Annotated in this window: 30 protein-coding genes; 11 read left to right on the top strand and 19 right to left on the bottom strand. The window is 71.8% G+C overall.

Going from position 1 to position 25,580, the window contains the following annotated elements:
• Both V7S47_RS18010 and V7S47_RS18005 read right to left on the bottom strand, forming a co-directional pair.
• Entirely contained in the window at positions 1–1,371 is a 1,371-nt protein-coding gene (locus V7S47_RS18010) for an MFS transporter (RefSeq protein WP_090856542.1), read from the bottom strand.
• A 4-nt stretch (positions 1,372–1,375) separates the two neighbouring features.
• Positions 1,376–2,182: a glycerophosphodiester phosphodiesterase gene (locus tag V7S47_RS18005; protein WP_336562858.1), complete on the bottom strand. Its 807-nt coding sequence runs from the start codon at positions 2,180–2,182 to the stop codon at positions 1,376–1,378.
• Positions 2,183–2,297: 115 nt separating this feature from the next.
• On the opposite strand from V7S47_RS18005, the gene V7S47_RS18000 reads away from it, so the two are divergent.
• Positions 2,298–2,555: a zf-TFIIB domain-containing protein gene (locus V7S47_RS18000; RefSeq protein WP_336562857.1), complete on the top strand. Its 258-nt coding sequence runs from the start codon at positions 2,298–2,300 to the stop codon at positions 2,553–2,555.
• A 221-nt stretch (positions 2,556–2,776) separates the two neighbouring features.
• Here V7S47_RS18000 and V7S47_RS17995 read toward each other — a convergent pair whose 3' ends face one another.
• Entirely contained in the window at positions 2,777–4,303 is a 1,527-nt protein-coding gene (locus V7S47_RS17995) for a helix-turn-helix domain-containing protein (RefSeq protein WP_090856673.1), read from the bottom strand.
• 115 nt (positions 4,304–4,418) lie between these two features.
• Here V7S47_RS17995 and V7S47_RS17990 point away from each other — a divergent pair, with 115 nt between their 5' ends.
• The 3 genes from V7S47_RS17990 to V7S47_RS17980 all read left to right on the top strand — a co-directional run bounded on the left by V7S47_RS17990 (position 4,419) and on the right by V7S47_RS17980 (position 7,742).
• Entirely contained in the window at positions 4,419–5,435 is a 1,017-nt protein-coding gene (locus V7S47_RS17990; protein WP_336562856.1) for a zinc-dependent alcohol dehydrogenase family protein, read from the top strand.
• The gene (locus V7S47_RS17985) at positions 5,432–7,111 is read left to right on the top strand and encodes an alkaline phosphatase D family protein (RefSeq protein ID WP_336562855.1); all 1,680 of its coding nucleotides are present in this window, start codon (positions 5,432–5,434) and stop codon (positions 7,109–7,111) included. The genes V7S47_RS17990 and V7S47_RS17985 overlap by 4 nt, the downstream gene beginning before the upstream one ends.
• A gap of 355 nt (positions 7,112–7,466) precedes the next feature.
• Entirely contained in the window at positions 7,467–7,742 is a 276-nt protein-coding gene (locus V7S47_RS17980) for a DUF3072 domain-containing protein (protein WP_336562854.1), read from the top strand.
• Here V7S47_RS17980 and V7S47_RS17975 read toward each other — a convergent pair.
• From V7S47_RS17975 to V7S47_RS17925, 11 genes are all read right to left on the bottom strand, one after another.
• On the bottom strand, positions 7,739–8,137 hold the full coding sequence (locus tag V7S47_RS17975; protein ID WP_090856558.1) for a hypothetical protein: 399 nt from the start codon (positions 8,135–8,137) through the stop codon (positions 7,739–7,741). The genes V7S47_RS17980 and V7S47_RS17975 overlap by 4 nt on opposite strands.
• Positions 8,138–8,229: 92 nt before the next feature.
• Complete coding sequence (locus V7S47_RS17970; RefSeq protein ID WP_336562853.1) at positions 8,230–8,574, bottom strand: hypothetical protein; 345 nt, start codon at positions 8,572–8,574, stop codon at positions 8,230–8,232.
• 286 nt (positions 8,575–8,860) lie between these two features.
• Positions 8,861–11,071 (bottom strand): fibronectin type III domain-containing protein, encoded by a 2,211-nt coding sequence (locus V7S47_RS17965; RefSeq protein WP_336562852.1) that lies wholly within the window; start codon positions 11,069–11,071, stop codon positions 8,861–8,863.
• Between the two features lie 183 nt (positions 11,072–11,254).
• Positions 11,255–11,692: a TA system VapC family ribonuclease toxin gene (locus V7S47_RS17960; protein ID WP_336562851.1), complete on the bottom strand. Its 438-nt coding sequence runs from the start codon at positions 11,690–11,692 to the stop codon at positions 11,255–11,257.
• Entirely contained in the window at positions 11,682–11,909 is a 228-nt protein-coding gene (locus tag V7S47_RS17955) for a hypothetical protein (protein WP_336562850.1), read from the bottom strand. Before V7S47_RS17955 ends, V7S47_RS17960 begins: the two co-directional genes overlap by 11 nt.
• A gap of 31 nt (positions 11,910–11,940) precedes the next feature.
• Positions 11,941–12,072 (bottom strand): hypothetical protein, encoded by a 132-nt coding sequence (locus V7S47_RS17950; protein ID WP_257024078.1) that lies wholly within the window; start codon positions 12,070–12,072, stop codon positions 11,941–11,943.
• A 134-nt stretch (positions 12,073–12,206) separates the two neighbouring features.
• Positions 12,207–12,611 (bottom strand): hypothetical protein, encoded by a 405-nt coding sequence (locus tag V7S47_RS17945; RefSeq protein WP_336562849.1) that lies wholly within the window; start codon positions 12,609–12,611, stop codon positions 12,207–12,209.
• Positions 12,612–12,725: 114 nt separating this feature from the next.
• Positions 12,726–13,613, bottom strand: coding sequence for a sigma-70 family RNA polymerase sigma factor (locus V7S47_RS17940; protein ID WP_336562848.1), 888 nt, complete (start codon positions 13,611–13,613; stop codon positions 12,726–12,728).
• 148 nt (positions 13,614–13,761) lie between these two features.
• Positions 13,762–14,649: a sigma-70 family RNA polymerase sigma factor gene (locus V7S47_RS17935; protein WP_336562848.1), complete on the bottom strand. Its 888-nt coding sequence runs from the start codon at positions 14,647–14,649 to the stop codon at positions 13,762–13,764.
• A 62-nt stretch (positions 14,650–14,711) separates the two neighbouring features.
• On the bottom strand, positions 14,712–15,437 hold the full coding sequence (locus V7S47_RS17930) for a sortase domain-containing protein (protein WP_336562847.1): 726 nt from the start codon (positions 15,435–15,437) through the stop codon (positions 14,712–14,714).
• On the bottom strand, positions 15,424–16,293 hold the full coding sequence (locus V7S47_RS17925; RefSeq protein WP_336562846.1) for an LLM class F420-dependent oxidoreductase: 870 nt from the start codon (positions 16,291–16,293) through the stop codon (positions 15,424–15,426). Before V7S47_RS17925 ends, V7S47_RS17930 begins: the two co-directional genes overlap by 14 nt.
• A 43-nt stretch (positions 16,294–16,336) precedes the next feature.
• On the opposite strand from V7S47_RS17925, the gene V7S47_RS17920 reads away from it, so the two are divergent.
• Both V7S47_RS17920 and V7S47_RS17915 read left to right on the top strand, forming a co-directional pair.
• Entirely contained in the window at positions 16,337–16,567 is a 231-nt protein-coding gene (locus V7S47_RS17920; protein WP_090860862.1) for a hypothetical protein, read from the top strand.
• A gap of 2 nt (positions 16,568–16,569) precedes the next feature.
• A complete protein-coding gene (locus V7S47_RS17915) occupies positions 16,570–17,007 on the top strand; it encodes a hypothetical protein (RefSeq protein WP_336562845.1) in 438 nt (145 codons plus the stop codon).
• On the opposite strand, the gene V7S47_RS17910 is transcribed toward V7S47_RS17915, so the two are convergent.
• Complete coding sequence (locus tag V7S47_RS17910) at positions 17,004–17,780, bottom strand: pentapeptide repeat-containing protein (RefSeq protein WP_336562844.1); 777 nt, start codon at positions 17,778–17,780, stop codon at positions 17,004–17,006. The genes V7S47_RS17915 and V7S47_RS17910 overlap by 4 nt on opposite strands.
• Positions 17,781–17,798: 18 nt before the next feature.
• Between V7S47_RS17910 and V7S47_RS17905 the strand changes: the two genes are divergently transcribed.
• Genes V7S47_RS17905 through V7S47_RS17895 form a run of 3 tightly spaced genes read left to right on the top strand, consistent with a single transcriptional unit; the run spans position 17,799 to position 20,427 of the window.
• Positions 17,799–18,635 carry an aldo/keto reductase gene (locus V7S47_RS17905; RefSeq protein ID WP_336562843.1) on the top strand — a complete coding sequence of 279 codons (837 nt, stop codon included), beginning with the start codon at positions 17,799–17,801 and terminating at the stop codon, positions 18,633–18,635.
• Complete coding sequence (locus tag V7S47_RS17900; RefSeq protein WP_336562842.1) at positions 18,632–19,687, top strand: alanine racemase; 1,056 nt, start codon at positions 18,632–18,634, stop codon at positions 19,685–19,687. Before V7S47_RS17905 ends, V7S47_RS17900 begins: the two co-directional genes overlap by 4 nt.
• A 23-nt stretch (positions 19,688–19,710) precedes the next feature.
• Positions 19,711–20,427, top strand: a complete 717-nt coding sequence (locus tag V7S47_RS17895) for a peptidylprolyl isomerase (RefSeq protein WP_336562841.1) — start codon at positions 19,711–19,713, stop codon at positions 20,425–20,427.
• Between the two features lie 139 nt (positions 20,428–20,566).
• On the opposite strand, the gene V7S47_RS17890 is transcribed toward V7S47_RS17895, so the two are convergent.
• Positions 20,567–21,445 (bottom strand): oxidoreductase, encoded by an 879-nt coding sequence (locus tag V7S47_RS17890; protein WP_336562840.1) that lies wholly within the window; start codon positions 21,443–21,445, stop codon positions 20,567–20,569.
• The gene (locus V7S47_RS17885) at positions 21,445–21,882 is read right to left on the bottom strand and encodes an OsmC family protein (protein WP_336562839.1); all 438 of its coding nucleotides are present in this window, start codon (positions 21,880–21,882) and stop codon (positions 21,445–21,447) included. The genes V7S47_RS17890 and V7S47_RS17885 overlap by 1 nt, the downstream gene beginning before the upstream one ends.
• Before the next feature lie 108 nt (positions 21,883–21,990).
• Between V7S47_RS17885 and V7S47_RS17880 the strand changes: the two genes are divergently transcribed.
• Positions 21,991–22,275 (top strand): Fe-S cluster assembly protein HesB, encoded by a 285-nt coding sequence (locus V7S47_RS17880; RefSeq protein WP_090860855.1) that lies wholly within the window; start codon positions 21,991–21,993, stop codon positions 22,273–22,275.
• Between the two features lie 75 nt (positions 22,276–22,350).
• Here V7S47_RS17880 and V7S47_RS17875 read toward each other — a convergent pair whose 3' ends face one another.
• Complete coding sequence (locus V7S47_RS17875) at positions 22,351–22,491, bottom strand: hypothetical protein (protein WP_336562838.1); 141 nt, start codon at positions 22,489–22,491, stop codon at positions 22,351–22,353.
• A 158-nt stretch (positions 22,492–22,649) separates the two neighbouring features.
• Here V7S47_RS17875 and V7S47_RS17870 point away from each other — a divergent pair, with 158 nt between their 5' ends.
• Positions 22,650–23,648 (top strand): NADP-dependent oxidoreductase, encoded by a 999-nt coding sequence (locus tag V7S47_RS17870; RefSeq protein ID WP_336562837.1) that lies wholly within the window; start codon positions 22,650–22,652, stop codon positions 23,646–23,648.
• A gap of 63 nt (positions 23,649–23,711) precedes the next feature.
• Here the strand turns inward: V7S47_RS17870 and V7S47_RS17865 are convergent, their stop codons facing one another.
• Positions 23,712–25,487 (bottom strand): SpoIVB peptidase S55 domain-containing protein, encoded by a 1,776-nt coding sequence (locus tag V7S47_RS17865; protein ID WP_336562836.1) that lies wholly within the window; start codon positions 25,485–25,487, stop codon positions 23,712–23,714.
• Between the last annotated feature and the right edge of the window lie 93 nt (positions 25,488–25,580).

Here is a 25,580-nt window from a genome sequence, read left to right as displayed (position 1 = left end):
CTAGACGACCGCAGGGACCTCGTTGCCGGCCTCGCGGATGCCGCGTGCGGTGTCGACGCGGTAGAGGAAGAAGAAGCCGATGACGAACAGGGCGATCAGCGCAAGCAGGGCCGGCCGGTAGGAATCGGTCCACTGGTGGACGAGGCCGAAGATGAGGGTGCCGACCCAGCTCGTCCCACGTTCGCAGGCCTGATAGAGGGAGAAGTACTCCGCCTCGCGCCCGCGGGGGATGAGCTGGCTGAAGAACGAGCGGCTGAGCGCCTGGGTGCCGCCGAGGACCAGGCCGATGCCAGCGGCCAGGGCCAGGAAGAGGGCGAAGTTGTCGGCGGGGGTGAAGTAGCCGAGGACCACCACGACGATCCAGATGACGAGGCCGCCGAGGATGGTGGCGTGCGCGCCGCGCTTCTGCGCGATCCGCCCGAACAGCAGAGCCCCCGCGATGCCGACGAACTGGACGACGAGGAACGCCGACAGGACCGTGCTCGCCTCGAAGCCGAGCTGCTTCTCGCCGTACACGGACGCGGCGTAGATCACCGTCTGGATGCCGTCGTTGTAGAAGAGGTACCCGATCAGGAAGGTCAGCGTGACGGGGTAGCCGCGCAGGTCCTTCAGCGTGTGCCAGAGCTGTCCGAACGACTGACGGACCAGGCTGCCGTCCTCGGGGACGAGGTTGGTGGCCGGACGGTTGCGGACTCCGCGGAACGGGATGATCGTGAAGGCCGCCCACCAGATGCCCGCGCTGAGCAGGCTGATCCGGACGGCGAGCGCGGTGTCGTCCACGACCGACAGCAGGCCGAAGTTGAGGGCCAGCAGGATGCCACCGCCCAGGTAGCCCATGGCCCAGCCGCGCGACGAGACACGGTCACGCTCGTGCGGCTCGGCGATGTCGCACAGGATCGCGTCGTACACGACGAGGCTGGAGCCGAGGCAGAGCGTCGCCGCGACGAGCAGGGCGGCGCCGAGCTGCCAGTTGCTGCCGGTGACGAAGAACATGCACATCGCGAAGAGGCTGCCGGCCCAGGCGAACCGGGCCATCAGCGTCGTCTTCTGCGAGGAGCGGTCGGCGATCGCCCCGACGACCGGGAGTACCACGGCCGAGATCAGGGTGCTGACCGTGACGATGTAGAAGACCAGGGAGCCGGGGGAGACGTCGAGCCCGAGGATCGACAGGTCGTCGGTGCACTTCAGACCCTTGTCCTCGTCGGTGACGAAGCCGCAGGCGGCCTTCTCCGCGACCGAGGTGAGGTACGGCGCGAACAGCACCGCGGCGATCGTGGTGACGTAGGCGCTGTTGGCCCAGTCGTACCAGTACCAGGCGCGCTGCTCACGCGCTCGCTCGGTGGTCGGCCCGCTCGGGTCGGTGGTCGTCATCGCGTCATCCCCTCCACTGTCCGCGCTCGGTGAGCACGGCCTTGAGCACGTCGGTGCGGTCGGTGAACAGCCCGTCGACCCCGAGGTCGAGCAGCTCCCTCATCTCGGCCGGGTCGTCCACGGTCCACACGTGGACGTGCTTGCCGGCGGCGTGCGCCCGACGGACCAGACCCCGCGTGGTGAGCACCACGCGGCCGCGGCGGCGTGGGATCTGGAGCGCCGCGACGCGGCCGCGGGTGACCAGGTCCGCGAGCCGACCGGACGGCAGCAGCCGGAACGCGACGACCTCCAGCGGGTGGGCGGAGGTCGGCACGCGGCCGCCGGTGAGGCGGCGGAACAGCTGCAGCCGGCGCGGCGAGAACGAGCCGACCAGCACCCGGTCCCACGCCTCGCGCGCGGCGATGAACTCCGCGAGCGCCGGGACGGCGCCCTCCGACTTGAGGTCGATGTTGAAGCGGGCCGTGGGGAACTCGTCGAAGAGCCGGGCCAGGGTCGGGACCTCCTCACGCCCGGCGACGTGCGCGCCACGCACCTCGGCGTACGTGAGCGCGGCGATGGCGCCCTGACGGTCGGTCACCCGGTCGAGCACCGCGTCGTGGAAGGCGAGCAGCACTCCGTCACGGGTCACGTGGACGTCGGTCTCGAGGTACTCGTACCCCAGGGAGGCCGCGTGCTTGAACGCGGCGAGGGTGTTCTCGAGCCCCTCGATCTCGGGGTGATAGGCCCCGCCCCGGTGGGCGAGGGCCAGGGCGCTCCCCGGCCGGTCGAGAACGGCGTCGAGGTAGCCGAACCCGGTGCGCGGCGTGGTCACGCGAGCAGTATCCACGTCCGCGGCCTCCGAGGTGCCGTTTGCGGACCGGTCGGCGTCGGCGCGCCTCACGGCGAGCATTCAGGAGCCGCACAGGGATCGGGTCTACCGTCGGGGCATGACGATGAGCTGCCCCCAGTGCGGCACCGGAATGGTGGAGACCCCCGCCGGCGCCGCGTCCGTCCAGCAGTGCCCGGAGGGGCACGGCGTGTTCCTCCCGCAGACCGCGCTCGGCGCGCTCGTGGAGGCCGAGACCGACTGGCACCGATACGCCGGCCAGCACACCGCCCCGATGCCCCGGATCACTCCGGACATGGAGGCGGCCCCGCCGCCCACGCGACTGCCCGCCCGGGCCTGGGTGGAGACGCTGTTCTGAGCGCGCCGCGCAGGAGGTCGTGACCGAGCGTCACCCTCGTTGGTCGAGTTGCGAGCGCCTCCCACTCGTTGGTCGAGTAGCGAGCGCCAGCGAGCGTATCGAGACCCCGGATCACGGACTCGATACGCCCGTCGCGGCTTCGTTCCTCAGCCGCGGGGCTACTCGACCTGGCGCGCGACTCGTCGTCCCCCCGAGCAAGCTCGGGGGGGGACGACGCGCGCTCAGATGTCCCGGAAGGGCTCGATCTGGGCGCCGAGCAGGTTGAGACGCTCGGCGAGGTCCTCGTAGCCGCGGTGGATGACGTAGGTGCCGCGCAGCACCGAGGTCCCCTTCGAGGCCAGCATGGCCAGCAGGATCACCACGGCCGGGCGCAGTGCCGGCGGGCAGACCAGCTCGGTGCCGGTGAACGACGTCGGGCCCTCGATCATCACTCGGTGCGGGTCGAGCAGCTTGACCTGTCCGCCGAGCTTGTTGAGGTCGGTGAGGTAGATGGCCCGGTTCTCGTAGACCCAGTCGTGCAGCAGGGTCTGGCCCTCGGCGACCGCGGCGATGACCGCGAAGAACGGCAGGTTGTCGATGTTGAGACCCGGGAACGGCATCGGGTGGATCTTGTCGAGCGGCGCGTGCAGCTGGGACGGCTTCGTGGTGAGGTCGACCAGGCGGGTGTGGCCGTTCTCGGCGACGTACTCGTCGGAGCGGTGGTACTGGAAGCCCATCTCCTCCAGCAGCGCGAGCTCGATCTCGAGGAACTCGATCGGGACGCGGCGGATGGTGATCTCGGACTTGGTCACGATCGCGGCGGCGAGCAGCGACATCGCCTCGATCGGGTCCTCGCTGGGCGCGTAGTCGACGTCGACGTCGATCTGCTCGACACCGGTGACGGTCAGGGTGGTGGTGCCGATGCCGTCGACCGTGACGCCGAGGCGCTGCAGGTAGAAGCACAGGTCCTGGACCATGTAGTTGGACGAGGCGTTACGGATGACGGTCGTGCCCGGGTGCAGCGCCGCGGCCATCAGGGCGTTCTCGGTGACGGTGTCGCCACGCTCGGTCAGCACGATCGGGCGGCCCGGCTCGATGGCCCGGTTGACCTGCGCGTGGTACATCCCGTCGGTCGCCTTGACCTCCAGCCCGAACGGCCGCAGCGCCGCCATGTGCGGCTCGACCGTGCGGGTGCCCAGGTTGCAGCCGCCGGCGTACGGGAGCTCGAAGGTGTCGGCGCGGTGGAGCAGCGGGCCGAGGAACATGATCACCGAGCGCGTACGACGGGCCGCGGCCTCGTCGATGTGGTCCAGGTCGAGGTCGCGCGGCGGGATGATCTCGAGGTCGTTGTCGGCGTTGAGCCACTTGGTCTGCACGCCGAGGCTGCCGAGCACCTCCAGCAGCCGGTTGACCTCCTCGATGCGGGCCACCTTGCGCAGCGTGGTCCGGCCCCGGTTGAGCAGCGAGGCGCAGAGCAGTGCGACGCCGGCGTTCTTGGAGGTCTTCACGTCGATGGTGCCGGAGAGCGTCGTCGGCCCGGTCACCCGCAGGTGGGTCGGCCCGGCGCCCAGGGCGACGATCTCGGAGTCGAGTGCGGCGCCGATGCGCGCCAGCATCTCCAGGGAGAGGTTCTGGTGGCCCTTCTCGATCCGGTTGATGGCGCTCTGGCTGGTGGCGAGCAGCTCGGCGAGCTGCTGCTGCGTCAGCCCCCGGTGCTTGCGCGCGTCGCGGATGAGGTTCCCGATGCGGCCCTTGTATCCCTCGGTCATGTCGACCACGGTAACTCACATGTGAGATAACGCAACAACGTGCGCGACCCGGGCGCGGCGCGCGAGGAAGGGCCGCCGGGGAGGGGGAGTGGGGGGGCCCTGCAAGGATGCCACCATGCGAGCCACCACCCTGCACGCCCCCGGGGACATCCGCGTGTCGGAGGTCCCCGACCCCACCATCGAGGCGCCCACCGACGCGATCGTCCGCATCACCGCCGGCTGCATCTGCGGCTCGGACCTGTGGCCCTACCGCGGCGAGAACGACATCACGCCGGGCCACACGATCGGCCACGAGTGCGTCGGCATCGTCGAGGAGGTCGGGGCCGACGTCACGTCGTTCCGGCCCGGCGACTTCGTCGTCGTGCCGTTCGACCACTGCGACAACACCTGCACCCACTGCCGAGCCGGGATCCAGAGCGCCTGCGTCAACCTCGGGATGACCACCAGCGGTCAGGCCGAGTACGCCCGGGTCACCCAGGCCGAGGGCAGCCTCGTGAAGACCGACGGCGTACCCGACGCCGCCCTGGTCCCGTCCCTGCTCGCGCTGTCCGACGTGATGCCGACCGGGTGGCACGCCGCGGTCGCGGCCGGCGTACGACCGGGCGGCACCGCGGTGGTCGTCGGCGACGGGGCCGTCGGGCTCTGCGGGGTGCTCGCGGCGTCCACGATGGGCGCCGAGAAGGTGATCGTCATGTCCCGCCACCAGCCCCGCCAGGAGCTGGCCCGGGCCTTCGGCGCCACCCACGTGGTCGCCGAGCGCGGCCGCGAGGGCGGCGCGATCGTCAAGGAGATCACCGGGGGAGTCGGGGCCGACTCCGTCCTGGAGTGCGTCGGCACCGACGCCTCGATGAAGACCGCGTTCGCCGTGGCCCGCCCCGGGTCGACCGTCGGGTTCGTCGGCGTCCCGCACGGCGTCGAGCTGCCCGTGCGCACGATGTTCGCCAAGAACGTCGGCCTCGCGGGCGGCATGGCGCCGGTCCGGCGCTACCTCCCCGAGCTGCTGGAGCTCGTCCTCAGCGGCCAGATCGACCCCGGGAAGGTGTTCGACCTGACGCTGCCGCTGGCCGAGGTCGCCGAGGGCTACCGGGCGATGGATGAACGACGCGCGATCAAGGTACTGATCGAGCCGTGACCTCCCCTCTGCGGCTCGGACCACTGCTGCGCCACGTCGACGACACGTCCGCCACCGTCTGGGTCGAGACCGAGGAGGCGGCCACGGTCGTGGTCACCGCCGGCGACCGGGCCGGCACCGCGCCGACGTTCTCGGCGCACGGTCACCACTACGCCCTGGTCGAGGTCGAGGGCCTCGAGCCGGGCAGCCACACGCCGTACTCCGTCGCGGTCGACGGGGAGCGGGTCTGGCCGCCCGCCGACGGCGAGTACGGCGACTCCGTGATCGCCACGCTGCGCCCCGGCAAGCCGCTGCGGATGGCGTTCGGCTCCTGCCGGGTCAGCGTCTCCCACGACGAGAAGGGGCACGCCGCGCACGGAGTCGACGCCCTGCGGGCCTACGCGCTGCACATGGCGGGCCTGACCGGCGACGGGGATGCCGACGGCTGGCCGGACCTGGTGCTCTTCCTCGGCGACCAGGTGTACGCCGACGACACCAGCGACGAGATGAAGGCGTTCATCGAGCAGCGCCGCGACCCCGAGCAGTCGCCCTGGCACGAGCTGAAGGACTACGAGGAGTACGCCCACCTCTACCGGCTCGCGTGGAGCGACCCGGCGAACCGGTGGCTGCTCTCGACCCTGCCGAGCGCGATGATCTTCGACGACCACGACATCCGCGACGACTGGAACACCAGCCTCAGCTGGCGTCGCGAGATGGAGGCCACCGACTGGTGGCACGAGCGGGTCGTGTCCGGGCTGGCGTCGTACTGGGTCTACCAGCACATCGGCAACCTCAGCCCCGCCGAGCGGGCGGAGGACCCGCTGTGGCAGCGGATCCGGACGTACGACGGACCGGGGGAGCTGGACATCACCGACGAGCTCGACCGCCTGGCCGACGACGCCGACCAGCGTCCGGACAGCTACCGGTGGAGCTTCTCGCGCGACTTCGACACCCAGGCCCGGCTGGTGGTCGTCGACTCCCGGGCCGCGCGGGTGCTGCAGCCCGACCGGCGCTCGATCCTCGACGAGCCGGAGATGGACTGGCTCGACGCGCAGCTGCGCGGCGACGTCGACCACCTGCTCGTCGGCACGTCGCTGCCGTTCCTGCTGGCGCCGGCGATCCACCACGTCGAGTCGCTGAGCGAGGCCGTCGCCACCGGTCGCTTCGGCGCGTTCCTCAAGCCGCTCGGCGAGAAGGTGCGCCAGGGCGCCGACCTGGAGCACTGGGCGGCGTTCCAGGACGGGTTCGCCCGGGTCGGCCGGATGGTCCTCGACGTCGGCGCGGGTCGCCGTGGGCGGGCGCCGCAGACGGTGACCTTCCTGTCCGGCGACGTCCACCACAGCTACGTCGCCGAGGCCTGGCCGGACCCCGCGGAGGGCGTCATCCTCCGGACCCGGATCGTGCAGGCGGTCTGCTCGCCGATCCGCAACCCGCTGCCGGGATTCATGAAGGTGGCCACCTCGATCGCCGGCAAGGGCCGCGCGCGACCCACGGGGCGGCTCACGGGAGGGCGGATGCCGCGCTCGCCGCTGCGCTGGCGGGTCACCAAGGGCCCCTGGTACGACAACAACCTCGCGGTCCTGGAGGTGCTGCCCGACGGCCTGCGGATGCGCTGGTGGTGCGGCGAGGTCCCCGAGGACGGCGACGTACGACGTCCGCGGCTGCGGAAGGTCGCCGACGTGTCGGGGATCGGCTAGCGGTTCAGGCGGCTCGGTGCTGTTGCCCCGGTGCCGTTGCCGGCTCGCAGCTGCAGCCGTCGCCGCACGCGAGGAACGTGTGCATCCCGTGGCCGCAGCGCGGGCAGGGGCGGTCGTGCGACAGGTGCTCGTCGTTGGACTGGACGGTGTCCCACATGGCTCTTCCTCCCCTCGTGTGCGCTCCGTTCGGCTCTCACCCGAACGTACGGACGCCACGGGCTGAACCTGCGCGGAACGGACCAGAAACATCGGGGTGGGCCATCAGGTTGGCCCAGGCGACCGTGGTCGTCATGACCCCGACGGGCCATCCGACGACCACCCGTGTGGGCGCTGGCCGAGCGGGTACCAGGACCTCATGACCGACTCGAACGCACATTCGACCACCGCTGAGAACACCGATGCCACCGAGCCCACCGCCGACGTGATCGGCGCCGGTGCGGGCAACACCACCGAGAAGGACCCCGAGGACTGGGTCACGGGGGAGGAGCCGATGACCGGCGCTCAACGGAGCTACCTCGACACCCTGGCCCGCGAGGCCGGCGAGACGCTGCCGGCCGACCTCACGAAGGCCCAGGCCTCCGAGCACATCGACCGGCTGCAGGCCGCGACGGGTCGCGGCCAGGAGTCCTAGGACTCGCGGCGGCCGGCGGCGACGAGCAGCGCGCCGAGCAGGATCAGCACGCCGCCGCCGAGCTCGGTGACGAAGATGCTGGTGGTGTCGTCGTACACGAGCGCGAAGAGGATGAGCAGCGCGCCGCCCAGGCCGATGACCCCGATCGCCGGGGTCGGCGACATCCGGGTCCGCAGCGCGAAGGTCGCGAGGACCACCGCGGTGGCCACCATGCCACCGCGGTATCCGGCCCACATTCCGTCGGCGTCGTGGCCGTAGATGAACCAGGTCGAGAACACGACGAGGAGGGCGGCGCTGAGCGTGAGCAGCCAGCCGAAGGGAGCGAGCACGGGGACCGGCTCGTAGGCCGCAGCGGCCGGGGCGGTCACGTCGGAGGTCTTGGCAGGAGTCGTCATGGTGCGGCCCATCCTATTCGCACCGCGTCGAACACGCTGCGGGTGCCGCCACGAGTCGACCATCGGTCGGTCCCACCCGTCGGCGCTTCCTCCTAGGTCCTCGCACCGCGAGGCGGCGGAGTCCCTCCGGTCTCGCGCCATCGCCGTACCGCCTCCGAGACCTCGTCCCGGCGCGTGCGGGTGAGATCGCGAGCCCGGTACGGCGACGGCTCGCCCCCCAGCGGGTTGCTGACGGCAGGAGCGCTGAAGTGGATCTCGTGGCTGAGGGTGTCGAGATAGTCCCGACCCGTCTGCTCCCAACGGGCACGTTCAGCGCCGTTCAGCTCGATCAACACGGAGTAGCCGACGGCGCCGTGGTTGCAGTTCACGTCGAGCAGCAGGGCATCGCCGTCACGCAGCAGGAACCAGGCCGCCGGGGCGTGGTCGAGGACTTCCATCACGGATCCCATCAGAGCACTTGTCAACAAGGATCGGCGTCCGCCTTCGCCGGCTCATGCCGGCGGCGAGTGGTCCACCCTCCGACGCGCCGGATCGGCGGAGGGTGCACCTCACCGAAACCTCGCGGCAGACGGTGGACAGCCCACCGCCCTCCGACGACGGCGAGTCCGTCCACCCGCGGTGGCCCGCTGTGCGAGCGGCGCTCCTGGACGGCGCACGGCGCCGGCTCCCGTGATGGGTGCCGGCGCCGTGCGCGCTGATGATTCGATCCGGGCCGGGTTGGGCTCAGATCGGGTTGCTCGCGTAGGGAACGCTGGGGTCGGAGAAGACCCCGGCGTCGGTGACAGCGCGCAGGCGCACCGAGGAGCCGTAGTTCCAGCCGCAGCTCATGCCAGGGCAGTCGAACATGGCCTGATTGCCGTTGATGACCGAGGCCGACGGCAGCCAGGGGCCACCCGCCACGGACATCTGGTAGCCGTTCACGTTGGCGCCGTTGGTGCTGCCGGCGGTGAAGCTGACCGCCACCTGCTGGCCCGCTCCGTAGTAGCCGTAGTTGTTGATCGTCGGGGCGTTCGGGACCACGGCGGTGATCGTGACGCTGTCCGACTGCGTGGCAGCGGAGTGGCCGACCTGGTTGACGGCACGGACCTGGTAGCTGCGCGTCCCGGCCGGCTGGTTGCTCAGCGTGATGGTGGTCGTGGCCGGCTCGTAGCGGGTCCAGGTGAGGCCGTCGGGGGACACCTCGTAGGCGATGATCGCGTTGCCGCCGTCAAAGGTCGGGGCGGCGACGGACAGGGTGACCGTGGTGCCGTCGGCGCTGGCGCTGACCTCGGGCGGCGCCCCGGGGATGACCGCGGGCTTCAGGGTGCGGGTCTTGCTCATGGCGCCGCTGCCCTTGGCGTTGACCGCGCGGATGGTGACCTTGTAGGTCGTACCAGGCGTGAGGTCGGACAGGCTGAAGCGGAACGCGCCGTCCTGCTCGGGGTCGGCGGTGTAGGGGAAGGTCGACCAGGTCAGGCCGCCGTCGTAGGTGATCTCGTAGCCGGTGATCGGCGATCCGCCGTCGGTGCCTTCGTCGAGCTCGGGGCTGGTGAAGGTGAGTACCGGGTCGGTGTCGTAGACGTCGACCGGCTGGTTCAGCCACGGGGCGTCGGGGACGGTGGCCACCAGGACCTCGGTCGCGATGGTCGCCGGACCGTAGCCGCGGCCGTTGAGGGCGCGGACGGCGACCTGGTACGTGGTGCCGTTGGTGCGCTCACCACTGGTGATCGTCCAGGGGCCGGCGCCGGTGGTGGGGGCCGGTGCCCAGGTCTGGCCGCCGTCGTAGGTGATCTCGTAGCCGTAGATCGGGGAGCCGCCGGTCCGGGTGGGCGCGTCGAACGTCGTGGTGATGGCGTGGTTGTCGCCGGTGACCGTGAGGCCGGTGGGCGCGGAGGGCAGTCCGATGACGGTCGCCGAGAGGGTGTTGGACGGCGCGCCGGCGCCGATGCGGTTGACGGCGCGCACGCGCAGGTCGACGGTCGACTCGTCCGGGACCCCGGTGAGGTAGCCGTAGATCAGGTTCTCGCAGTCGTTGCACGGCTCCCGCAGCAGCGTGGCACGTCGCGCGGGCGCGGAGTTGACGGACGTCCAGGCGCCGCCGGTCGAGACCTGGTAGCCGGTGATGGGTGCGCCGCCGTCGGTGGTGGGCGCCTTGAAGGAGTAGTGGACGACGCCTTCGTAGCCCGTCATGTCGACCAGGGTGGGCGCGCCGGGGACCTTCGCGTCGGGCTTGTTCGGGCCGACCGGAGGGGTGGGCTTGGTGGGTCGGGTGCTGGTCATCTGGATGACCACGCGGCGGTTCGCGTCACGCTGCGCCGGCTTGCCGCCGACGATCGCGGGTCGGGTGGAGCCGTAGCTGACGGCGGTGGTGGCCAGCCCGGGGTTGAGGGCGGCGATCGTGGCGCACACGCGCTTCGCGCGGGCCTTGGACAGGGTGCGGCTGTCGGCATTGGTGCTGCCGTAGTCGGCGTACCCCTCGCAGCGCAGCGACGCGGCATTGGTGAGCGAGCCGGCGGCGCGGCGAAGCTGTGCGCGGGCCTGGGAGGTGAGGACGGCGGAGCCGCCGTCGAAGAGCCCTTGGCCGTCGAGGGTGAGCGCCTGCCCGCGGACCAGCTGGTGGCCCAGGGCCCAGCGCATCGGAACCGCGAGGGCACCGGCGCGTGTGCGGTAGACCGCACGGGTCTCGCGGAGACGCCCGGAGTACTTCTCGGGACGGCTCGGGACCGCGAGCTGCGCGCGGCGCTGCTTCGGGGTGCGGGGATCGACGAACCAGGACGAGTCCCGGTCCGTGCGCGTGGTGACCGAGCTCAGCACAGCGCCAGGCGCGGCCGACAGGGAGTGGCTGGACGTGGCGCTCGTGGCGCTCGCGGTGGCCGTGGCTGCACCGGAGAGCACGACCGCGACACCGGCGCCGGCCGCGATCGCGGCGCGCCAATGGAGGTTGAGGGACGACATGCAAGACCAATCGGTGGGTAGCGGACCCGAGACGAACCGTCGTCGACGGCTTCGAACGTCATCGGCCACATCGGTCTTCGATTAAGCAGAGCGACAGAAAAGCCCTCTCGTGGAAACTCCCGGTAGTCCACCGCCGATAACTTACATTATGTCAAGTAATGGAGAGAATGCTTGGGCGAGGCCCTACCCCAGCACAACGAGGCGATCGGCGTCCTCGGGCAGAACGGCGCGAGCGAGCCGGCGATCGAAGGTGACCAGGACGGCGTCGTGGCGCACTGCGAGGTTGAGCAGGTGCCAGTCGGTGACCTGCTGATGGCCGACGAGCCCGGTCGCGTCGACGCCCAGGTCGGCCAGGCTCGTGTCGTCCAGGAGGAAGACGGCGCGGGCGTCGGAGCGGATCCCGGCCAGCACGCCCAGGGCCTGCTCCGTCGTGACCGACTGCCCGGTGACCCGCGGGTTCAGCAACAGCCGCACCAGTGCGCTCTCGGTGACCGGCGTGGTGGCGAAGCGCTCGGTCTCCCCCAGCCACCGGTGCGCCTCGGTGTGGAACACGTGCGCCGGGTTGGTCAGCGCGACCAGGACGTTGACGTCCGGGATCGCCAGGCGGGAGCTATTCGACATCGAGTGCGTCGTCGACCAGCTCCGTCGTGATCACATGACCCTCGACGGAGGGCAGCATCGGGAATCCGCCTGCGGTCGACCGCGCCGCGACCCGTTCGGCCTCGTAGCCGATCAGCGCGAGCCGTGACACCGCCTCACCCAGCGAGATTCCCTCGCGCCGCGCCCGACTGCGGGCGGCGGCCAGCACCCGGTCGTCGATGCTGAGAGTCGTACGCACCCGACCATCCTAGCAGACGCCGCATCACGCATCACGCATCACGGGCGCGTACGGCGATCAGCGCGGCCTCCAGGTCGGCGCGCGTCGGGATCCAGCCACGCGCCAGCTCATCGCGCAGCAGGTCCACGAGGGCCAGCCGGTCCGCGGCTGGCAGGCCGAGCACGAAGGCCCTCGTCGCGCTGCCGGTGAGGTCGGATCGCGCAGGTCTCGTGGTCTCCACAGGGAAGAGACGCACGCGCCACGGTTCCCTTACGCGCGGGGCCCGCGTCCGGGTGGACGTCCCGCTCCCCCGCCGGCTCACCGTCCGCGCGCCGGGTACTCGAAGCGTGCGGTCGTCGTACGACGAACGACCCGTCCGTGACGTCGAGGAGCCACCCGCCGACGCGGCGAGGGTCCGGATCGGAGGGTCGAATCGACCAGGATCCGCAGGCGTCCGAAGAGCTCGGGCGCGGGCGACGGTGGCACGGCGGGCAACGAGCGGAGCAGCTCGCGGAGCGCCAGGCCGATGGTGGCGCTCGCGTGGGCCGCGAAGGGGGTGCCGGGACGCGGGCAGAAGGTGCCCGCGGCGGTCGCGAGGGCGGCCTCAGCGGTGGCGTGGAGCGCGTGCCGGTCGACGTGCGACGGCACTCGGGCGAGCACCCGGCGCACCTGGGCGGCCACGAGATCCCGGTGCTGGGCGACGAGCTGGTCCTGGTCCGTCATGAGGACCATGGAAGTCGAGCAGCCTCAGCATCGACCCGGGGCCGGGCCAAGAATTCCTCAACAACTCCCCCGCGGACCTTGAGGTTCCGCTGAGGGCCGGTGCGCGCGCCGGGGTCAGCCGGCGAGGGCGGTGGAGCGCAGGGTGGTGGTACGACGCACCGAGACCTGGCGGGCCGCGACCGCGGCGACGTAGGCGTCACGACGACGGGCCACGACACCGCCCGGACGTGCGTGCGGGGTGAGGAGCTCGGGGTCCAGCGCCGCGTTCAGCGCGTCCTTCAGCAGCACCAGCGCCTCGGCCCGCATCTGCGAGATCCGCGACTCCGTCACGTCCAGCTCAGCGGCCAGCTCGGCCATCGGCCGCTCCTCCAGGAAGTAGCCCTCGACCACCGCACGCAGCCGCTCGGGCAGCTCCACGATCGCGGCCTGCAGGTACTCCAGACGCTCAGCCATCTCGATGCTGGCCTCGGGACCCGCCTCGTTCGAACGGACCAGGTCAGCCAGCGCGAAGCCCTCCCCCGACTCCGAACCCGCATCCAGCGACGACACCCCGGCCCGCGCCACGTCCTGCTCACACCGAGCGATCTCCGCGACGTTGATCCCCAGCGCCTGCGCGACCGCGGCATCGTCGGGGAACTGACCCAGCGCCGAGGCCAGCCGGTTACGGGTCTCCTCGATCTCACGACTCTTACGACGCACCGACCGCGACGCCCAGTCCACCGACCGCAGCTCGTCGAGCAACGCACCCCGGATCCGCGACGCGGCGTACGCACCGAACGCCACCCCCCGCGACTCGTCGTACGAACGCGACGCCTTCACCAGCGCCACCAGACCAGCCGAGCGCAGGTCGTCACGATCCACATGCGACGGCACCCGCGCCATCGTCTCGCGCACCAGGTGCGCCACCAACGGAACGTGCGTCTCCGCCAACACGTTCGCCGCGTCCAGATCCAGAACCGTGGAGAGAGGGGCGGCATCGAGAAGGGCCGTCGTCTGCGTCATGGGAATATTCCAGTCGATGTGATTCTGAGAACAGGCAAAGAACCGTCAAGGAATGATCAAGTCTGGCTGTGACCGCTCACGTCCCAGAAGCACGACACCGCCCTCGGCCGGTGGCCGAGGGCGGTGCGGAGACGCAGGAGGGTCGGGGTCAGCCGGCGAGGGCGGTGGAGCGCAGGGTGGTGGTACGACGCACCGAGACCTGGCGGGCCGCGACCGCGGCGACGTAGGCGTCACGACGACGGGCCACGACACCGCCCGGACGTGCGTGCGGGGTGAGGAGCTCGGGGTCCAGCGCCGCGTTCAGCGCGTCCTTCAGCAGCACCAGCGCCTCGGCCCGCATCTGCGAGATCCGCGACTCCGTCACGTCCAGCTCAGCGGCCAGCTCGGCCATCGGCCGCTCCTCCAGGAAGTAGCCCTCGACCACCGCACGCAGCCGCTCGGGCAGCTCCACGATCGCGGCCTGCAGGTACTCCAGACGCTCAGCCATCTCGATGCTGGCCTCGGGACCCGCCTCGTTCGAACGGACCAGGTCAGCCAGCGCGAAGCCCTCCCCCGACTCCGAACCCGCATCCAGCGACGACACCCCGGCCCGCGCCACGTCCTGCTCACACCGAGCGATCTCCGCGACGTTGATCCCCAGCGCCTGCGCGACCGCGGCATCGTCGGGGAACTGACCCAGCGCCGAGGCCAGCCGGTTACGGGTCTCCTCGATCTCACGACTCTTACGACGCACCGACCGCGACGCCCAGTCCACCGACCGCAGCTCGTCGAGCAACGCACCCCGGATCCGCGACGCGGCGTACGCACCGAACGCCACCCCCCGCGACTCGTCGTACGAACGCGACGCCTTCACCAGCGCCACCAGACCAGCCGAGCGCAGGTCGTCACGATCCACATGCGACGGCACCCGCGCCATCGTCTCGCGCACCAGGTGCGCCACCAACGGAACGTGCGTCTCCGCCAACACGTTCGCCGCGTCCAGATCCAGAACCGTGGAGAGAGGGGCGGCATCGAGAAGGGCCGTCGTCTGCGTCATGGGAATATTCCAGTCGATGTGATTCTGAGAACAGGCAAAGAACCGTCAAGGAATGATCAAGTTCACTGGACCGCCACCAGCACGCCGATCTTGTCGATGCGGTGCTCGGGGTTGTCGAACTCGTCCGACCAGTAGTTCCCCGCGGCGTGGTCCTCGATGGTCGCGCAGGTCGACAGCGTGATCATGGCGCGGGTCGGCTCGGCCCCCGGCCGACCGGGTACGGCGGCGCGCTGCTCGCGCAGCGACCGCGGCGAGCGGAACGACGTCTCGCGGGTCGCGGTGATCCGGTAGGTGTAGCGGACCTCGCCCGCTTCCACGTGCACGCGGTCGCCGCGGCGCAGGCTCGGGAGGAACTCGAACGCCCGCGTGGACGAGAGCCGGTGCGCGGTCACCTGGTAGTTGCCCACGCCGCCCGGACCGGTGCCTCCCCGAGGTCCGTGCGGGCTCGCGGCCCGACCCCGGTCCTGGATCGCGGTCCCGGGGGCGTCGTCCGTGAAGCCCTCGTAGGGCACGACGACCAGACCGGACAGGTCGAGGCCGGGGATGCTCAGAGTCGCCCGTCGCGGGGTCCCGTCGCTGGGGACCGGGCCGGGTTCCGCAGTGGTGCTCGGCGCGGGATCGGCGGACGGGGTGGAGGACGGCGCCGCCGGCGCGGAGGGTACGGCGGACGACGGCGGCCGCGGGTCCGGCTCGCGCCGGGACGACGAGTCCTCGGTGGTCGAGCACGCGACCAGGACCGGGGCGAGCAGCAGCAGCGCGCCCCGGCGGTGGAGGTCAGACCTGCCCAAGACGGGGCAGCACCTTCTCGCTGAGCTCCGTGGTCCAGGCGACCGGGTCGTCGCCACCGGGCACCAGGGTGATCAGCGTGATGCCGAGCGCGGCGTAGGCCTCCATGGAGGTGAGGAAGGCGTCGACGTCGGTGAGCGGGTCGGCCATCGCGATGATCGTCTTCTCGATGCGGTCGTAGTCGCGCCCGAGGTCGTCGCAGTGGCCGCGCAGCACGTCGAGCTTGTGGGCGACCACCTCCGGCGACTCGCCGAACAGGTTGCAGGCGTTGGCGTGCTGGGCGACCAGCCGCAGCGTCTTCCTCTCGCCGGAGCCCCCGATCAGGATCGGCGGGTGCGGCCGCTGGACGGACGGCGGGACGTTCACGGTCTCGGCGAGCCGGTAGTGGGCGCCGTCGTACGGGCCGTCGTCGTCGCTCCACATCTGGAGGCAGACTTCGAGAGCCTCCTCGAGCCGCTCGAAGCGTTCCTTCAGGGGCGGGAACGGGACGCCGAGGCCTCGGTGCTCCCGGTCGTACCAGGCGGCGCCGATGCCGAGCATCGCGCGACCGCGCGAGAGCACGTCGAGGGTGGTGACGGTCTTGGCTAACAGACCCGGGTGGCGGTACGTCGTCCCGGTCACCAGCAGGCTCAGCCGGACCCGCTCGGTGACGGCGGCGAGATAGCCGAGGGTGGTGTAGCCCTCCAGCATCGGCTCGGCCGGACCACCCAGGTCCTCCATCTGGAACCAGTGGTCCATCACGGTCAGCAGCGACGCGCCGCCCTGGTCGGCCACCCGTGCCGTCTCGGTCAGCCGATCGACCAGCCGCTGGTCCCAGCCGGGGTGGGAGAAGTTCGCGTAGTGGATGCCGACGTCCATGAGGGCGAGGTTAGCCCCGGTGGTGAAGGGTTACCGCCCGCTCATGAGCAACGAGAGCAGTGAGCGGGCGGTCCAGCTGGAGGCCGTCCAGGCCGTCGTCGACCGGGTCAGCTCCTGGCAGGACGGCGCCACCGAGGGCACCGTGGCCAGTGAGCTGCGCAAAGGCGCCACCGAGGTCGGCGTCGAGCTGACCGAGGACGAGATCGAGAAGCTGGCCGACGCCATCGAGTCCGAGCACGGCGCGGTCTCGGCGGCCGACGTCCTGTCGTCCTGACCGTGTCCGGTCCCGACGCCGCCCACCGACGTCCCGAGGGCGTCTCCGACGCGACGGTCAGCGCACTCGGCACGCTGTCCGAGGCGTTGGAGGCGGTCGAGGCCGCACGTGGCTTCCTGTACTCCTTCCACCGCCTCAGCGGCACCGCCGACCTGACCCTCGGCGAGGCCGTCGACGAGCTCCGCGAGGCCGGCCACCTCGAGCTCGCCGACCGGATCGAGCGGGAGCTGGTCGGCCGCAACATCATCGAGGGCCGGTGGTCCTTCCAGGTCGTCGAGGAGTACGACGACGGCTACTACTCCGTCTTCAAGGACCTGGAGCGAGCCGCCCGCGACGAGCTGGTCGCCGGGAAGCGACACCTGTTCGAGGCCGAGATGAAGGAGGACCGGCGTACCGAGGGCCTCGAGCGGCACGCCGCGACGCCGGAGGACGGCACCTAGCCCCAGTGACCCGGCCGCTTCAACCGATCGGAGAGCCGGGTGGTGCCGCTTCCCCGCGCCGCGTTCACCTGCGGCTGGGTCAGGAACAGCGCCCGTGAGAGGTCGGTCCCGGCGATGTCGGCACCCCGGAGGTCGGCCCCCAGTAGGTCGGCGCGGTCCAGGTCCAGGTCGCGCAGGTCCGTGCCCAGCAGCAGCGCCCCCCGCAGGTCGCCGCGGCGCAGGTCCCGGGCCCGCAGGTCGGCACCGGAGAGGTCGGCGTGCCGGTGGTCGGGCCCGGTACCGCGCACGGCCCGACTCGTCGCGTCGAGCAGCGGGCCGATCTCGTCCCGCAGCGCGAACGGGTCCGCCGACAGCACCATCGCCGGATCGCCCGCGGCGAGCGCGGCCACCCGGTCGTGCAGGTCGTCGACGTCGGCGCCCAGGCCTCGGGCCTCCTGCAGCAGGACCAGCAGCTCGTGCAGATCGCGCACCCGGGCGAAGACCGCGAACATCTCGGACGCCGTCCCGGGCTCCTCACGCCACGAGACCCCGCCGTACGTCACCTGGGCGACGTGCTGGCCGGCACCGAAGCACTCGAAGACCGTGCACCCCGTCATCCCGTCGGCGCGCAGGGTGGTGTGGATCCCGCAGCCGTAGGACTCCCCCAGGTTGCGGCACGGCGTGTCCGGCAGCTTGTCGAAGGCGAAGTCGGCCGAGCGCCGGAAGGGCAGGGCGGTGCAGCACAGCCCGAAGCAGCGCGAGCAGTCGGAGGCCAGGTCCACGGCTCGCATCATCCTCCTAGGGTGGAGCACATGAGCGTTCCCACTCGCACCCTGAACGACGGCCGCGCCATTCCCGGGGTCGGCTTCGGCACCTACCCGCTGACCGGCGACGACGGGATCGCCGCCGTGGTCAGCGCGCTCGAGGTCGGCTACCGGCTGCTGGACACGGCCGTGAACTACGAGAACGAGCGCGAGGTCGGCGAGGCGATCCGGCGGTCGGGGGTGCCGCGCGACGAGCTCTTCGTGACCAGCAAGCTGCCCGGCCGCCACCACGGGTACGACGACGCCGTCGCCAGCGTGCACGCCTCGCTGGAGCGACTCGGTCTCGACCACCTCGACCTGCACCTCATCCACTGGCCCAACCCCAGCGTCGGCAAGTACGTCGAGGCCTGGCGCGCGCTCGTCGACCTGCGCGAGCAGGGCCTGGTCCGCTCGATCGGCGTCTCGAACTTCACCGAGGCCCACCTGGAGCGGATCATCGCCGAGACCGGCGTGACGCCGGCGGTCAACCAGGTCGAGCTGCACCCCTACTTCCCCCAGCGCGAGCTGCGTGCGGTCCACGAGCGCCTCGGGATCCAGACGGAGTCGTGGAGCCCGCTCGGCAAGCGGCAGGCGCCCTTCACCGAGCCGCCCGTGGCCGCCGCCGCCGAGAAGTACGGCGTCACGCCGGGCCAGGTCATCCTGCGCTGGCAGCTCCAACTCGGCTCGGTACCCATCCCGAAGTCGGCGACGGTCGAGCGCCAGCGGGCCAATCTCGACCTGCTCTCCTTCGACCTGACCGGCGACGAGACGGAGGCGATCACCGCGCTCGGGCGGGCGGACGGGCGGCTCTTCGACGGCGACCCGGACACCCACGAGGAGATGTGACCGGCCCGCGGACGCCGTACCTGCGGGTCGACGTCGAGCGGCTGGACGCGAACCTCCGCCGCGTCGCGGCGGGCGCGGGGTCGGCCGGGGTGTCACTGCGGCCGCACGCCAAGACCCACAAGTCGCCCGAGGTGGCCCGCCGTCAGCTGGCGGCGGGCGCGGTCGGTCTCACCGTGGCCACCGTCGGTGAGGCCGAGGCCTTCGCCGACGTCTGCTCCGACCTGTTCGTGGCGTTCCCGCTCTGGGTCGACGAGCCCGCGGCCATCCGGTTGCGGGCGCTGGCCGAGCGGGCGGTGGTGGCGATCGGGGTCGACTCGGTGACCGGCGCCGAGCAGGCCGGCCGGTTGCTGGCCGGGACCGGGGTCGAGGTCCTGGTCGAGGTCGACAGCGGCCACCACCGCACGGGCGTCGCTCCGGAGCGCGCTGGGACGATCGCGACCGCCGCCGAGCGGGCCGGACTGCCGGTCCGCGGCGTCTTCACCTTCCCCGGGCACAGCTACGCACCCGACGGACGGGCCACCGCGGCGGCGGACGAGGCGGCGGCCCTGGTCGCTGCGGCCGCGTCCCTCCGGGCCCTCGGGATCGAGCCACGCGTGCTCAGCGGCGGCTCGACCCCGAGCCTGGCCGCGGCCTACCCCGACGTGCTGACCGAGCTCCGTCCGGGCGTCTACGTCTTCGGCGACGCCCAGCAGTGGGAGCTCGGCGTCACCGGGCCGACCGACATCGCCCTGACCTGCCGGGCCACCGTGGTCAGCCACGCGGGCGGACGACTGGTCCTCGACGCCGGGAGCAAGGCGCTCGGGGCGGACCGCGCGCCGTACGCCACCGGCTGGGGCCGGCTCCCGTCGTACGACGACGCCCGGGTCGTGCTGCTCTCCGAGCACCACGCCGTCGTCGACCTGGCCGGGGCCGACCTCCCACCGCTCGGCGCGACGGTGGACGTGGTCCCCAACCACGTGTGCGCCGCGGTGAACCTGCACGACGTCCTCTGGGCCGCGTCCGGGGACGGACTGGAGCCCTGGCCGGTCACGGCCCGCGGCCGAAACGCGTGAGCCACTCCCCTACGATCGGCCGCATGTCCTCCCTGAAGCGCCCGCTCGCCGTGCTCGCCGCTCTCGCCTCCGTGGCCCTCCTCGCCGGTTGCGGCGACGACGACTCCAGCGCCAGCACGGGCACCGACCCCGGATCGTCGACCTCGTCCAGCTCGTCCGCCCCGGCGGGCGAGGGCACCGGCGTCTCCTGCGACTACGCGACCGATCCGCAGGGTGCGGCCAAGGAGGTCGAGCCCCCGCCGGCCGACGCCACCGTGAGCGGCCAGGTCGCGGTCACCTTCGCCACCAGCCTGGGCGACCTGAAGGCCACCCTCGACGCCGACGCGGCGCCCTGCACGGTCGGCTCGATCGTCTCGCTCGCCGAGCAGGGCTACTTCGACGACACCACCTGCCACCGCATCACGACCAGCCCCGGGTTCGGCGTCCTGCAGTGCGGCGACCCGACCGGCACCGGCACCGGCGGCCCCGGCTACACGATCCCGGACGAGCTGGAGCAGACCAAGGACTACCCCGCCGGCACCCTGGCCATGGCCAACACCGGCGCCCCGAACTCGGGCGGCTCGCAGTTCTTCATCTGCTACACCGACACGCAGCTGCCCCCGTCGTACACCGTCTTCGGCACGATCGACGAGGCCAGCAACCAGCTGGTCGCCGACGCCGCTGCCGCCGGCACCGCCGACGGCGGCCCCGACGGCGCCCCGAAGACCCCGATCGACATCAGCTCGGTCACGCTGGACTGAGCTCGGCGGGCCGGCGGGCCGGCGGGCCGTGCTGTAACGCGATGTTCACCGCACTGGAGACGCGCTGCAGCGCGTACCTAGTGCGGCGAACATCGCGTTACAGCTGCGGCACGTCCGGATAGCGGTCACAACCGCTGCGTCAGAACGGGAAGCGGACGCCGGTGAGGTCCTCCGAGCGGGTCCAGAGGGCCTTGGCCAGGTCGGGGTCGAGGGCGCGCTGGCTGCGCCCCACGGCCGTCGGCCAGCCGCGCATCTCGCCGAGGCCGTGCGGGCCGACGTAGGTGTTGCCGGGGACGTCCATGGTCGCGGCGTAGAGAGTCGGGAGCGCGCCCTGGGCCGCGGGCATGCCGACCAGCGGGTGGCCGTAGCGGCCGACGAGGGTCTTCAGCGGGCTGCCGGTGTTGGCGGTGATCGCGGTGACCGTCGAGCCCGGGTGCGCGCCGGTCGCGCGCAGGGTCGACCCGGCCGCGGTGAGTCGGCGCTGCAGCTCGGCGAGGAACAGCATGTTGGCCAGCTTGGAGGCGGCGTAGGCGGCGTACGGCTGGTATCGCCGGCGCTCCCAGAGCAGGTCGTCGAGGTCGAGGTCGCCGGTGAGGTGCGAGCGCGAGGAGACCACGACGACGCGGTCGGTGATGCGCGGCAGGAGCAGGTTGGCCAGCGCGAAGTGGCCGAGGTGGTTGGTGGCCAGCTGCAGCTCGAAGCCGTCGACGCTGCGGGAGAAGGGCAGGCCCAGCACCCCGGCGTTGTTGACCAGGACGTCGACCTCGCCGCACGCGTCGGCGAACGACCGCACCGACTCCAGCGAGCTCACGTCGAGCAGCGCGACCTCGACGTCACCGGTCATCTGAGCGGCCGCCTGCTCGCCCTTCGCGGCGTTGCGCACGGCGAGGGTGACGCGGGCGCCCCGGTCGGCCAGCACCTTCGCCGTCTCGAGGCCGATGCCGCCGCTGGCGCCGGTGACGACGAACCGCCGTCCGTCCTGACGGGGTACGGCGTCCCAGCGGCGGACCCGACCCATCACTCCACCTGGCCCGCGACGTACCGCACCGGGTCGCCGATCTGGACGGTGCGTCCGACCGAGCAGAGCCGTCCCTCGATCTGCTCCAGGGCCCGCGGCAGGAACGCGCGGGCCTTGTCGCCGCCCTCGCCCTCGGGGAAGGTCACGTCGAAGGTGACCCGCAGGTCGACCAGGTGGTTGCCGAGCTCGTCGCGGACCTTGTGGCCCTCGCTGCGGGCGGCGAAGGACGCGAACGGCGCCCGCTTGCCGGTCAGGTGCTCGAGGTCGATCGCCCCGCAGCCGGCGAGGGCCACCAGCAGCAGCTCGACGGGCGTGAAGGTGTCGTCGTCGCCGCTGCCGACCGGCAGCACTCCCCCGCGGACGTTGGTGGCGGCGAAGGTGAAGTCGCCGGTGCTCTCGAGGGTGACGGTGCGGTAGGTCTCGGGCTGCTCGCTCATGGCCGAAGACTGCCAGACCGACACGCCCGGGACGCGGCCCGACTTGATTCCCGGGACCGGACCGGGTTGCGTGGAACGTGACCTGCCCGCCCATCGGAAGGCGAGTTCATGCTCACCCTCACCGAGAACGCCAGCACGATCGTCAAGGACATCTCCACCCAGCCCGGCCTCCCGGAGACCGCCGGACTGCGCATCACCTCCGAGAACGCCCCGGAGCCGGCCTTCGCCGTCAGCGCGGCCGACCAGGCCCAGCCCGGTGACCAGGTGGTCGAGCAGTCGGGGGCCACGATCTACCTCGACGAGACCGCCGCGGTGATGCTCGACGACAAGATCCTCGACGCCGCGGTCGATCCTTCCGGGAAGGTGGAGTTCGCGCTCGGGCTCCAGGCCTAGCCGCTCCCCCACCGACGCGAAGGCCCGGGTTCCGCTACGGCGGGCCCGGGCCTTGGTGTGTCGTGCGGGAGCCGCTCAGCGCTCCCGGCGCGTCGTACGACGGAGGCGGCGGGCCGCCTCGCGGACCAGGGTCAGGTCGCGGGTCTGGGCCGCCCCCTGACCGCGCTGGATCCGGCCCTCGACGATGCCGCGGGCCAGGTGGATCTCGGTGTGCATGGGGTGCGCTTCACTCTCTGCCCTGTCATGGGCCATCGACGTCTTTGTCTCTTACAGGGTACGTCGGCCGGAACCGCCGGACCTGAATCCCCGGAGCGGTGACGTGCACCACCCGGCAGCAGCCGGCCCGCCTTCCGGCGCCTGTCAGGATCGAGCGCATGACCACCACGACCCGCGAGATCCACCTGGCCTCCCGCCCGCAGGGCTGGCCGACGCCCGACAACTTCCGCACCGTCGAGGTCGAGCTCGACGATCCCGGCCCCGGCGAGGTGCTGGTCCGCAACACGGTGCTGTCGGTCGACCCCTACATGCGCGGGCGGATGAACGACGTGAAGTCCTACGTCCCGCCGTTCCGTCTCGACGCCGCGCTCGACGGCGGCGCGGTCGGCGAGGTCGTCGCCTCGGGCGACGACTCGCTGCAACCGGGAGACACCGTGCTGCACCAGCTCGGCTGGCGCGAGCACGCACGCGGCCCGGCCCGGGCCTTCCGGAAGGTCGACGTCTCCCAGGTCCCCGCCTCGGCGTACCTCGGGGTGCTCGGCATGCCCGGCCTCACGGCGTACGTCGGGCTGACCCGGATCGCCGAGGTGCGCGAGGGCGACACGGTCTTCGTCTCGGGCGCCGCCGGTGCCGTCGGCTCGATCGCCGGCCAGCTCGCCCGCAAGCTCGGCGCGACGACGGTCATCGGCTCGGCAGGCGGACCGGAGAAGGTCGCGTGGCTCACCGGCGAGCTGGGGTACGACGTCGGCCTCGACTACAAGGCGGGCAGGATCGGCCGGCAGCTGGCCGAGCACGGCCCGGTCGACGTCTACTTCGACAACGTCGGGGGCGACCACCTCGAGGCCGCGATCTTCTCGATGGCCGACTTCGGCCGGATCGCCGCCTGCGGGATGATCGCCGACTACAACGCCGAGGCGCCCGCGCCGGGACCCCGGAACCTGATGATGGTGATCAGCAAGCGGCTCAGCCTGCGCGGCTTCATCGTCACCGACCACGCCGACGTCGCAAGTGAGTTCTACGAGCGGGCCGGGGCCTGGCTCGCGGCGGGTGAGCTCTCCTACCGGGAGACGTTCGAGGACGGCCTCGACCGAACGGTCGCCGCGTTCCTCGGGGTGCTCTCCGGCGCCAACACCGGCAAGATGCTCGTCCGCCTGTGACGAAGGGCCGGGTCAGCACCCGCGGTGCTGACCCGGCCCTCGCTCATGGTCGGTGGACGGTTCTCAGCCGACCAGCACCGTGAACATCTTCATGCCGCTGACCACGTGCCCGAGCGGGGCGGTCTTCTGGGTGCGGACGAACGAGACCTTGCGCCGGCCCATGAGGTACTCCTCCTCCTCACCGCCGAAGTCCATCCTGTTCGGCGTGCCGACCTGGACCTGGACCTGGTCGTGCCGGACCTGGGCGGCCAGGGCCGTGCGGACCTTCGCCACCGAGGATCCGGAGGTGTCGGTGTAGGCGCCGTCGCCGCCCTGGGCGACCAGCATCAGCAGGCCCGGGGAGCGCTTGGGCAGCTTGATCGGCTTCAAGGGCAGGACCTGCTTGCCGGCGCGGCCGCCGACGACCACGCGGAGCCGGATCGACTTGCCGGCGCGGCCGAAGGCCGGCGAGCGCCGGGTGATCTTGACCCACTGGCCGCCACGCTTCTGCTCGACCGCGCTGATCGCGTGCCGGCGCAGGTCGTTGGTGACCGCGGCCTTGGCGGAGACGGACGTGATGGTGACGCCGTCCAGCTGGCCGAGGGAGTAGACCAGGTCGGCCACCCCCATGTGGGCCTCCAGGCCCAGGTCGGTGCTGGTGAAGCGGTCGGTGAAGGCCAGCGCGAAGGGCTTGGAGCCCTCGGTGCCGGTGATCCGCCAGGTGAGCAGCGAGGTGCCCTTGGCGGGGCCGTCGATGACGCGGTCCTGGTTGGCGATCAACTGGTAGAGGCTCGCCTCGGCGAGGAAGTCCGGGACCGAGACGGCCGTGCGGCCGGTGCGGGCGCGGGTGCCGTAGGTGACCGTCGAGGTGATGGTCGCCGCCGACGGCGGGGCGCCGAAGGTGCCGGTGACGCCCGTGGTCCGGTCGTCTGTGATGGTGCCGACCGCCGGCGCCAGGTTGGCGACCTTGAACGGCGAGCCGAGCGAGTCCGGCTGCACGTAGATCGCGTCGGCCGGGTGCAGGCCCATCGTGGTGGCGCCCAGCAGGGCCATGGGGTGACCGAAGCCGACCACCCGGCCGTCGCAGACCGACGTCACCGTGCCGACGCCGGCCAGCGCGACGTCGCCGTACGCCGCCGAGACGCCGAGGTTGCCGCCGGCGACCAGGGTCTCCGGGCCCGCGGCCTGGGCCGAGGCCCGGCCGAGCAGGTAGGTGCTCTTGTCGAGGAACGCGGGACCCTTGGTCTGCAGCTGGGCCAGGCGGCGCGCCGAGAGGCCGGAGACGCCCAGCGGCATCGGCAGCTCGCGGAAGCCCTGGGCGGCCTTCGCCGCGCTGATGCCGGCGGTGGCGGCGACCTTGCGGGCCGCCGCACCGCGCAGCGGGACGCGGCTGGCCGGGGTGGTGGCGAGGTAGTCGTCCATGTCCTCGAAGGGCGTGACGCCGGCGATCGGCGAGGGACCGGCGGACAGGCCGTAGGCGACGGCGCCGATGAGGCGACCGTCCTCGGCGTAGACCGGCGAGCCCGACATGCCCTGCCAGATGCCGCCGGTGCGGGTGAACTCGGGCATCTCGACGTCGACCATGATCATGTCGACGTCGGGGGCGATGCCGTCCTCCAGGACCCCGAGGACCGTGCCCGTGAAGGGCACCGGGGTGGTGCCGCGCGTGACGGTCTTCCCGGTGACCTCGTCGTCGGCCGCGAGCTCGTCGACGGGGAACGCCTCGAGGCAGTCGCCGGCCGGGTCGGCGGCCTGGGCCGGGCTCCCGGCGAGCGAGGACCCGACGGCCGGCAGGCCCAGGGCCAGGGCGGCCACGGTCGCCAACGACACCATCCGGTGGCGGTGGTGGATCAGGGACATGGGGAACCTTCCAAGTGCGAGGGCGGCCACGACGGTCATCGGGCTCGCGGAAGGCGAAGCCTAGGTAAAGCACCGGGTCCCCGCCCCCGGAAC

Origin of the sequence: Nocardioides sp. CCNWLW216 (genome assembly GCF_037120545.1) — a bacterium.
GTDB lineage: Bacteria > Actinomycetota > Actinomycetes > Propionibacteriales > Nocardioidaceae > Nocardioides > Nocardioides lianchengensis.
Note: the sequence above shows the minus strand (reverse complement) of the source record. Positions and strands in the feature narration are given on the sequence as shown.

Excerpts from the sequence above, each read along its gene's own strand:
- V7S47_RS18010 (WP_090856542.1), bottom strand. The coding sequence starts at position 1,371 with ATGACGACCACCGACCCGAGCGGGCCGACCACCGAGCGAGCGCGTGAG.
- V7S47_RS18000 (WP_336562857.1), top strand. The coding sequence starts at position 2,298 with ATGACGATGAGCTGCCCCCAGTGCGGCACCGGAATGGTGGAGACCCCC.
- V7S47_RS17995 (WP_090856673.1), bottom strand. The coding sequence starts at position 4,303 with ATGACCGAGGGATACAAGGGCCGCATCGGGAACCTCATCCGCGACGCG.
- V7S47_RS17990 (WP_336562856.1), top strand. The coding sequence starts at position 4,419 with ATGCGAGCCACCACCCTGCACGCCCCCGGGGACATCCGCGTGTCGGAG.
- V7S47_RS17980 (WP_336562854.1), top strand. The coding sequence starts at position 7,467 with ATGACCGACTCGAACGCACATTCGACCACCGCTGAGAACACCGATGCC.
- V7S47_RS17975 (WP_090856558.1), bottom strand. The coding sequence starts at position 8,137 with ATGACGACTCCTGCCAAGACCTCCGACGTGACCGCCCCGGCCGCTGCG.
- V7S47_RS17970 (WP_336562853.1), bottom strand. The coding sequence starts at position 8,574 with ATGGAAGTCCTCGACCACGCCCCGGCGGCCTGGTTCCTGCTGCGTGAC.
- V7S47_RS17965 (WP_336562852.1), bottom strand. The coding sequence starts at position 11,071 with ATGTCGTCCCTCAACCTCCATTGGCGCGCCGCGATCGCGGCCGGCGCC.
- V7S47_RS17960 (WP_336562851.1), bottom strand. The coding sequence starts at position 11,692 with ATGTCGAATAGCTCCCGCCTGGCGATCCCGGACGTCAACGTCCTGGTC.
- V7S47_RS17945 (WP_336562849.1), bottom strand. The coding sequence starts at position 12,611 with ATGACGGACCAGGACCAGCTCGTCGCCCAGCACCGGGATCTCGTGGCC.
- V7S47_RS17940 (WP_336562848.1), bottom strand. The coding sequence starts at position 13,613 with ATGACGCAGACGACGGCCCTTCTCGATGCCGCCCCTCTCTCCACGGTT.
- V7S47_RS17935 (WP_336562848.1), bottom strand. The coding sequence starts at position 14,649 with ATGACGCAGACGACGGCCCTTCTCGATGCCGCCCCTCTCTCCACGGTT.
- V7S47_RS17925 (WP_336562846.1), bottom strand. The coding sequence starts at position 16,293 with ATGGACGTCGGCATCCACTACGCGAACTTCTCCCACCCCGGCTGGGAC.
- V7S47_RS17920 (WP_090860862.1), top strand. The coding sequence starts at position 16,337 with ATGAGCAACGAGAGCAGTGAGCGGGCGGTCCAGCTGGAGGCCGTCCAG.
- V7S47_RS17910 (WP_336562844.1), bottom strand. The coding sequence starts at position 17,780 with ATGATGCGAGCCGTGGACCTGGCCTCCGACTGCTCGCGCTGCTTCGGG.
- V7S47_RS17905 (WP_336562843.1), top strand. The coding sequence starts at position 17,799 with ATGAGCGTTCCCACTCGCACCCTGAACGACGGCCGCGCCATTCCCGGG.
- V7S47_RS17895 (WP_336562841.1), top strand. The coding sequence starts at position 19,711 with ATGTCCTCCCTGAAGCGCCCGCTCGCCGTGCTCGCCGCTCTCGCCTCC.
- V7S47_RS17890 (WP_336562840.1), bottom strand. The coding sequence starts at position 21,445 with ATGGGTCGGGTCCGCCGCTGGGACGCCGTACCCCGTCAGGACGGACGG.
- V7S47_RS17885 (WP_336562839.1), bottom strand. The coding sequence starts at position 21,882 with ATGAGCGAGCAGCCCGAGACCTACCGCACCGTCACCCTCGAGAGCACC.
- V7S47_RS17880 (WP_090860855.1), top strand. The coding sequence starts at position 21,991 with ATGCTCACCCTCACCGAGAACGCCAGCACGATCGTCAAGGACATCTCC.
- V7S47_RS17875 (WP_336562838.1), bottom strand. The coding sequence starts at position 22,491 with ATGCACACCGAGATCCACCTGGCCCGCGGCATCGTCGAGGGCCGGATC.
- V7S47_RS17870 (WP_336562837.1), top strand. The coding sequence starts at position 22,650 with ATGACCACCACGACCCGCGAGATCCACCTGGCCTCCCGCCCGCAGGGC.
- V7S47_RS17865 (WP_336562836.1), bottom strand. The coding sequence starts at position 25,487 with ATGTCCCTGATCCACCACCGCCACCGGATGGTGTCGTTGGCGACCGTG.